The sequence below is a fragment of the Bathymodiolus heckerae thiotrophic gill symbiont genome, assembly GCF_900180345.1.
In the GTDB taxonomy this organism is placed as follows: domain Bacteria; phylum Pseudomonadota; class Gammaproteobacteria; order PS1; family Pseudothioglobaceae; genus Thiodubiliella.
Window position 1 is genome coordinate 1 of record NZ_FXLV01000067.1, and the last position, 6,233, is coordinate 6,233.

6 protein-coding genes and 1 pseudogene are annotated in these 6,233 nt (G+C 40.7%); 5 read left to right on the forward strand and 2 right to left on the reverse strand.

Annotated features, from left to right (window positions below; translation table 11 throughout):
- Positions 1-139 precede the first annotated feature (139 nt).
- Positions 140-496 carry a diacylglycerol kinase gene (locus tag CRYPD_RS07170; RefSeq protein ID WP_138146902.1) on the forward strand — a complete coding sequence of 119 codons (357 nt, stop codon included), beginning with the start codon at positions 140-142 and terminating at the stop codon, positions 494-496.
- Positions 445-1,224 carry a biotin--[acetyl-CoA-carboxylase] ligase gene (locus CRYPD_RS07175; protein ID WP_244610277.1) on the forward strand — a complete coding sequence of 260 codons (780 nt, stop codon included), beginning with the start codon at positions 445-447 and terminating at the stop codon, positions 1,222-1,224. The genes CRYPD_RS07170 and CRYPD_RS07175 overlap by 52 nt, the downstream gene beginning before the upstream one ends.
- On the opposite strand, the gene CRYPD_RS07180 is transcribed toward CRYPD_RS07175, so the two are convergent.
- Positions 1,184-1,693, reverse strand: coding sequence for a bactofilin family protein (locus CRYPD_RS07180; RefSeq protein ID WP_138146903.1), 510 nt, complete (start codon positions 1,691-1,693; stop codon positions 1,184-1,186). The genes CRYPD_RS07175 and CRYPD_RS07180 overlap by 41 nt on opposite strands.
- A gap of 49 nt (positions 1,694-1,742) precedes the next feature.
- Here CRYPD_RS07180 and lptB point away from each other — a divergent pair, with 49 nt between their 5' ends.
- From lptB to CRYPD_RS07195, 3 genes are read left to right on the forward strand one after another with little or no spacing between them, the layout of a single operon-like run.
- Positions 1,743-2,471: an LPS export ABC transporter ATP-binding protein gene (gene lptB, locus CRYPD_RS07185; protein WP_138146904.1), complete on the forward strand. Its 729-nt coding sequence runs from the start codon at positions 1,743-1,745 to the stop codon at positions 2,469-2,471.
- On the forward strand, positions 2,464-3,483 hold the full coding sequence (gene tsaD / locus CRYPD_RS07190) for a tRNA (adenosine(37)-N6)-threonylcarbamoyltransferase complex transferase subunit TsaD (RefSeq protein ID WP_138146905.1): 1,020 nt from the start codon (positions 2,464-2,466) through the stop codon (positions 3,481-3,483). The genes lptB and tsaD overlap by 8 nt, the downstream gene beginning before the upstream one ends.
- Positions 3,476-4,984: a YifB family Mg chelatase-like AAA ATPase gene (locus CRYPD_RS07195; protein WP_138146906.1), complete on the forward strand. Its 1,509-nt coding sequence runs from the start codon at positions 3,476-3,478 to the stop codon at positions 4,982-4,984. Before tsaD ends, CRYPD_RS07195 begins: the two co-directional genes overlap by 8 nt.
- Here CRYPD_RS07195 and CRYPD_RS08505 read toward each other — a convergent pair.
- Positions 4,946-6,005 (reverse strand): annotated as a pseudogene (locus tag CRYPD_RS08505) (IS30 family transposase). The gene CRYPD_RS07195 and the pseudogene CRYPD_RS08505 overlap by 39 nt on opposite strands.
- Between the last annotated feature and the right edge of the window lie 228 nt (positions 6,006-6,233).

The window sequence follows — 6,233 nt, forward strand, 5'->3', positions numbered from 1 at the left end:
TCCACTTTTCACCCGCTTGGCAATTTTTTAAACCCAGCCTTAGCCCTGCTAGGACAAGGTTTAAGAAAATCACCAATCTGGCAAAAATTGAATTTTGCTAATCATCCCTATTTATGCAAAGGTCTCATTGAATGAAATTATGAAAAACGAAGCGACAGGATTGAAGCGAATTGTTAGTGCATTTGGATTTTCAATGCAAGGGTTAAAAACTTGTTATCAGTCGGAGGCGGCTTTTAGGCAGGAGGTGTGGCTTAGTGTTGTTTTGATTCCTTTGGCATTTTTTTTAGCAGAATCTGCCGTTGATAGGGTGTTGTTAATTACCCCTATCTTTTTAGTGTTAATTGTTGAGATACTTAATTCTGCTGTTGAATCAGTGGTGGATAGAATTGGTGATGAATACCATGTGCTTTCGGGTGCGGCAAAAGATATGGGGTCGGCGGCGGTGTGGTTGTCACTTATGCTAATTATTATGACATGGTTGATTATTCTCATTTAGAAAATTATTTGAGTGATGAGGTTGAGTGTTTTGTTTTTGATTCAATACCTAGCACCAATAATTATCTTTCATCGTTAGCATTCTCGCTGAAAACGCAAGTTTGCATTGCTGCGCAACAAACACAAGGTAAGGGGCAACATAATCGAGCATGGTTAAGCAGCAAAGGAGGTAGTATATTGCTGTCTATCCGCCGAGTGTTCTTAGTTGGTGTGAATTTGAATGGTTTGAGTTTGGTGGTAGGCTTGGCGTTGATTGAAGTGTTGAAAGATTACGGTATTACTGATTTGCAACTCAAATGGCCCAATGATGTTTATTACCAAGACAGGAAACTGGCCGGAATTTTGATTGAAAATGCCGTGCGAAATCAAACTCAATCCGTGATAATAGGGCTTGGCATTAATATTGATGCGGATATAAATTGCCAAACGCCATGGATAAATTTGCATTCAATTAACAAGCAAAAGCCCATTAATAAATTTAGCTTAACAACAGATTCAATCAACAAAATCTTGCAACTTTGTCAAATCTTTGAAGCCAATGGCTTTGCTTATTTTGCCCAGCAGTGGGAAAATGTGGATTATTTACAAGGTAGGCGGGCCCAATATGATGATAAAAAACAAATCTTTTCAGGTGTGTGTTGCGGTGTTAACAATGAAGGCGTGCTGTTGGTTGAAACTCAATACGGGGCTAAATTGGTTTATTCATCGGAGTTTTTGAGTCTTTATTAATGGATGCAGCGTTGACTTTATTATCTGTCATTGAAACATTGCCCTTGAAGTGAGAGCCGTCCTCAAGAATTATCTTCGGTGCATTCATATCACCAGTTACATTACCTTCATCATGAATAATAATTTTTTCATTGGCATTAATATTACCAACTACATTGCCAGTAATATTGACAATATTGGCATCAATATCGGCCTTAATTTTGCTCGATTTTTTAATGCTAACGATGTTGTTTTTTAGTGATATAACGCCCTCAACTTGACCGAGAATATCAATGTCTTCAGTGCCAGATATTTCACCCTTAATAAAACAGTCTTTGGAAATAACAGTTTTACCTTTGGGTTTTTGTTGGCTATCAACAACAGGCTGTTGCCTAATGTTTTCTCTTGCATTGGGTGTGGGCTTTGGTGTAGCAGAGGTAGTTGGTGTAATAGAAGGAGTTGTGGTTTCAGGTTTTTTAGTATTAAACATAGGTAAGTATTGATGATAAAATTAACTATTATAGATAAGTTTTTAATTTATGTCCACACAACACGCACTTAATGTTACTAATATTAGCAAATCCTATTCAAAAAGGAGTGTGGTTAATAGTGTTTCATTTCTTGTAAACAGCGGTGAAATAGTCGGATTACTAGGGCCAAATGGGGCAGGCAAAACCACCTGTTTTTATATCGCTTGTGGGCTGGTTAAGGCTGATTCAGGTCAGGTGATTTTAAACAACCATAAAATTGACCATTTGCCGATGCACAAACGCGCCAAATTGGGGTTAGGCTATTTACCTCAAGAGCCTTCTATTTTTAGAAAATTATCAGTCGAAAACAATATTATGGCAGTTTTAGAGCTGAATAATGCTTTAGACAAAAATGCCAGAAAAAATCGCCTAGAAGAATTATTAGCAGAGTTTCATATTGAGCACATTTGCCATCTTGATGGGCTGAGCCTATCTGGTGGCGAAAGACGGCGTGTAGAAATTGCCAGAGCGTTAGCAATGGATCCAAAATTTATCTTATTAGACGAGCCTTTTGCAGGGGTTGACCCAATTTCTGTGGGCGATATACAGCAGATTATTTTTCATTTAAAAGACAAAGGCATCGGTGTGTTGATTACCGACCATAATTATCGTGAGATGCTAGACACTTGCGACCATTCTTATGTACTGCACAACGGCGTGATTATCGCTGATGGTAGTAAAGAACAAATTCTAGATAACGATAGAGTGCGTGAAGTTTATTTGGGTAATAATGGCTAAATTTATCACACTGGGTGTAGAAAGTTCATGCGATGAAACAGGTATCGGGCTGTATTCACAGCAACACGGGCTGATTGCACATCGATTATTTTCTCAAGTTGAAATCCACCAAGAATATGGCGGCGTGGTGCCAGAACTGGCATCTCGTGACCATATTCAGCGTGTTTTGCCACTTATTAAAACAGTGCTTAAAGACGCTAAAATAAAACTCACCGATATTGATGCTATTGCTTATACAGCTGGACCGGGTTTGGCAGGGGCATTGTTGGTAGGCAGCGCTGTGGCAAAATCTCTGGCTTGGAGTCTTAAAATCCCCGCACTGGGCGTACATCATATGGAGGGGCATTTGCTCGCACCACTTTTGGAGCAAAGTCAGCCCAAGTTTCCCTTTGCGGCATTGTTGGTTTCAGGTGGCCATACTATGTTGATTGATGTTAAAGCCATTGGTCAATACAAAATCCTAGGCGAATCTTTAGATGATGCTGTGGGCGAAGCATTTGACAAAACTGCCAAGATTTTAGGCTTGGGTTATCCGGGTGGTCCAGCATTAGCCACACTAGCCGAGCAGGGCAGTGAAGGGGCTTTTAAATTCCCCAGACCGATGGTAGATAGACCAGGATTGGATTTTAGTTTTAGCGGGCTTAAAACTTTTGCACGCAATACTTTTATTAAGCATCCAACGCAAAAAGTCGATGTTGCCAAAGCCTTTGAAGTAGCTGCCACGCAAACGCTTATGATTAAATGCAGAAGGGCGTTAGAGCAAACTGGACGGACTACGCTAGTTGTAGCAGGTGGCGTTAGTGCAAATTTATCTTTGCGCAAAGAGCTAAACCACATGGGCAGAAAAGTGGGTGCAACTGTTTTTTATCCTAGGCAAGAATTTTGCACTGATAATGGCGCAATGATAGCTTTGGCTGGGCATTTTCGTCTGAGTCACGGACAGTATGATGCTCATAATGAGATCAACATCAAACCTAGGTGGAATTTAGAGGAGTTAAGCCAAATTGAGTAAATTAAGCAAATTATTTACCCGTGCATCAACAGGACTTGATGCGCCGTTAGTAACTATTGAGGTGCATATTTCAAGTGGCTTGCCAGGGTTTTCCATTGTTGGTTTACCTGAGGGTGCTGTGCGTGAAAGCAAAGACCGTGTTCGTAGTGCCATTATGACCTCAAAATTCAAATTCCCCAAAGGGCGAATTACCGTGAGTCTTGCCCCTGCCAATCTACCTAAAAGCGGTGGCAGATATGATTTACCTATCGCTATTGGCTTATTATTAGCATCTGAACAAATCAAGTCCAGTATTAATATTAACTCATTTGAATTTTATGGCGAGTTAGGGTTAGATGGCTCACTTCGAGCAACTGAAGGATTGCTTCCAGCCATTATTACCAGTAGTCAAGCCAAACACTGTGTTATTTTGCCAAACCAAGACTCAAACCAATACGCCTTAGTTAATGAGGCGATTATTTATCCATGTGCACATTTACTCAAAGTCTGTGCCTTCTTGCAAGGTATTGGCGAGGTTGATAAATTAGCCCATGATTTAGCCAGTAATCAGCCAATTTATGACAATGATTTTTCTCAAGTTAAGGGACAACATCACGCCAAACGCGCCCTAGAAATCGCTGCCAGTGGCGGGCACAACCTGCTTTTAATCGGTCCACCCGGTTCAGGCAAAACTATGTTGGCAGAGCGCCTACCCTCAATCATGCCACCACTCAGCACCAACAAAGCTTTAGAGCGTGCCTCGATTTACTCAGTTGCCAACAAACCCCTAGATTTAACCCAGCTAAAAGTCCGCTCATTTCGCAGCCCGCACCATTCGTCCTCAGCGGTTGCTTTGGTCGGCGGTGGATCCAACCCAAAGCCGGGTGAAATTTCGCTAGCCCATGAAGGCGTTTTATTTTTAGACGAATTACCCGAATTTCCAAGAGGTGTTTTAGAGGTCTTACGCCAACCCTTAGAAAATGGCAAAATTCATCTATCTCGTGCCGCCCAACAAATCACCTTTCCCGCTAATTTTCAACTTATCGGTGCAATGAATCCCTGCCCCTGTGGCTATTATGGCGATGGCACCGCCAAATGTCACTGCACTGAAGACCAGATTGACCGCTACAAAAACAAAATATCAGGACCACTACTCGACAGAATTGACATGGTGTTGACTGTGCCACCCCTGCCCAAAGGAACCTTACTCAGTCAAAACTCAGAAGATGCTGAAAGTAGTAGAACCATCAGACAACGTGTCATCAAAGCGTACAATATTCAACTCGCTCGTCAAGGCAAATCCAATGACAAACTCACCCCTGATGAAGTTGAAAAATTAGTACCACTCACCAAAGAAAACAGACAACTTCTGTCCAGTGTTATTGACAAACTCGCACTTTCTGCACGTGGCTATCATAGAATTCTTAAAGTTGCTAGAACCATTGCGGATTTGGCAAGGGATGAAAAAGTTGGTAAGCCACATTTAATTGAGGCGATTAGTTATCGGAGGTTTGACATTTAAATTACAACAGGTTATAAAAAATCTGCGGCGAATGTAACCCATAAGTGCAACACTTCCGTTCAAAAAATAGTCTTTGCCAGTCATCTGCGTAAAGACCTCAAATGGGGTCTTGTACCCCAAGCACTTTCTAGGTCTATTATTCATTAAATCTGTTGCCATAAATGTCTCTTTCTCACTAACACCATCCAAAGCCATTTTCTTAGGGAAAAATTGCCTTAACAAAAACCATTATGGTTTTCATTTAAACCACGTTCCCAGCTGTGATAAGGCTTAGCAAAGTAAGTGCCACACTCAAGTCTGTCTGCCAATTTTTCATGCCAGCTAAACTCTCTACCATTGTCAAAAGTCAAGGTTTTTACCCAGTGCTTAAGTGGTGTGAGTAGTTTGGTAATAGCGTCATTTGCAGTCTGCGCGGTTTTGTTAGTAATAGGCAGAACAAGATAGAGCCTACTCTTGCGCTCAGCAAGGGTGGCAAAGCCACCCTTGTGTCCCTTACCAATAACTAAGTCAATCTCCCAGTCGCCAATACGAGTGTGATTATCCACGATACTGGGGCGTTCATCAATGTCAATCCTACTCGGTATCACGCCTCTGTAATCGTTCTTGCCATAACATTTTTTATATTTTTTGTGTTGGTGGCGTAGGTATTTGTAAAGCTCTCCGCCTACCGCTTTGTCTTGCAAGACAAAGCGGTAGGCGGTTTCAGTACTAATTTTAACTTTTTCATCTAGTTCTAAATGTCCTACGATTTGCTCAGGACTCCAGTACTCTTTTAGTTTTTCACTCTAACTTCAGCAGTAAGTTTAATGGCTTTGTTTTTCTCTTGATGTCGCCCACAAGCAAGCCTATTGGCTTGCTTGTGGCGATAACCTCTTTTGCCAGTGTTGCGAGATAGCTCTCAACTAATGGTTGATTTGTTTCTATCCATTGATTTGGCAATAAAGTTTTGACTGCATCCTTGCCGATTTAGTAGGTAAATATGATATCTTTGCTCACAGGTTAATTGGGTATATTTTTGCATGTTTCACTTTTTTTCTGTCGGGTTAAGGCAGTGTAAATTCTTTTCTGTAAATTTAACATGAACACTTTTTAAAGTTTTTTGATTTATTAACGGCTTAGGTGTGTAATGATCTAACTTTCTTAGACACAAAGATAGCCTTATAATACAAAAAATAAGGAGGTCAAAATGACGCAAATAATAAAAACCAGAAAAGAGAGAATAAATCTAACAATTGAGCAAAAATTAGAC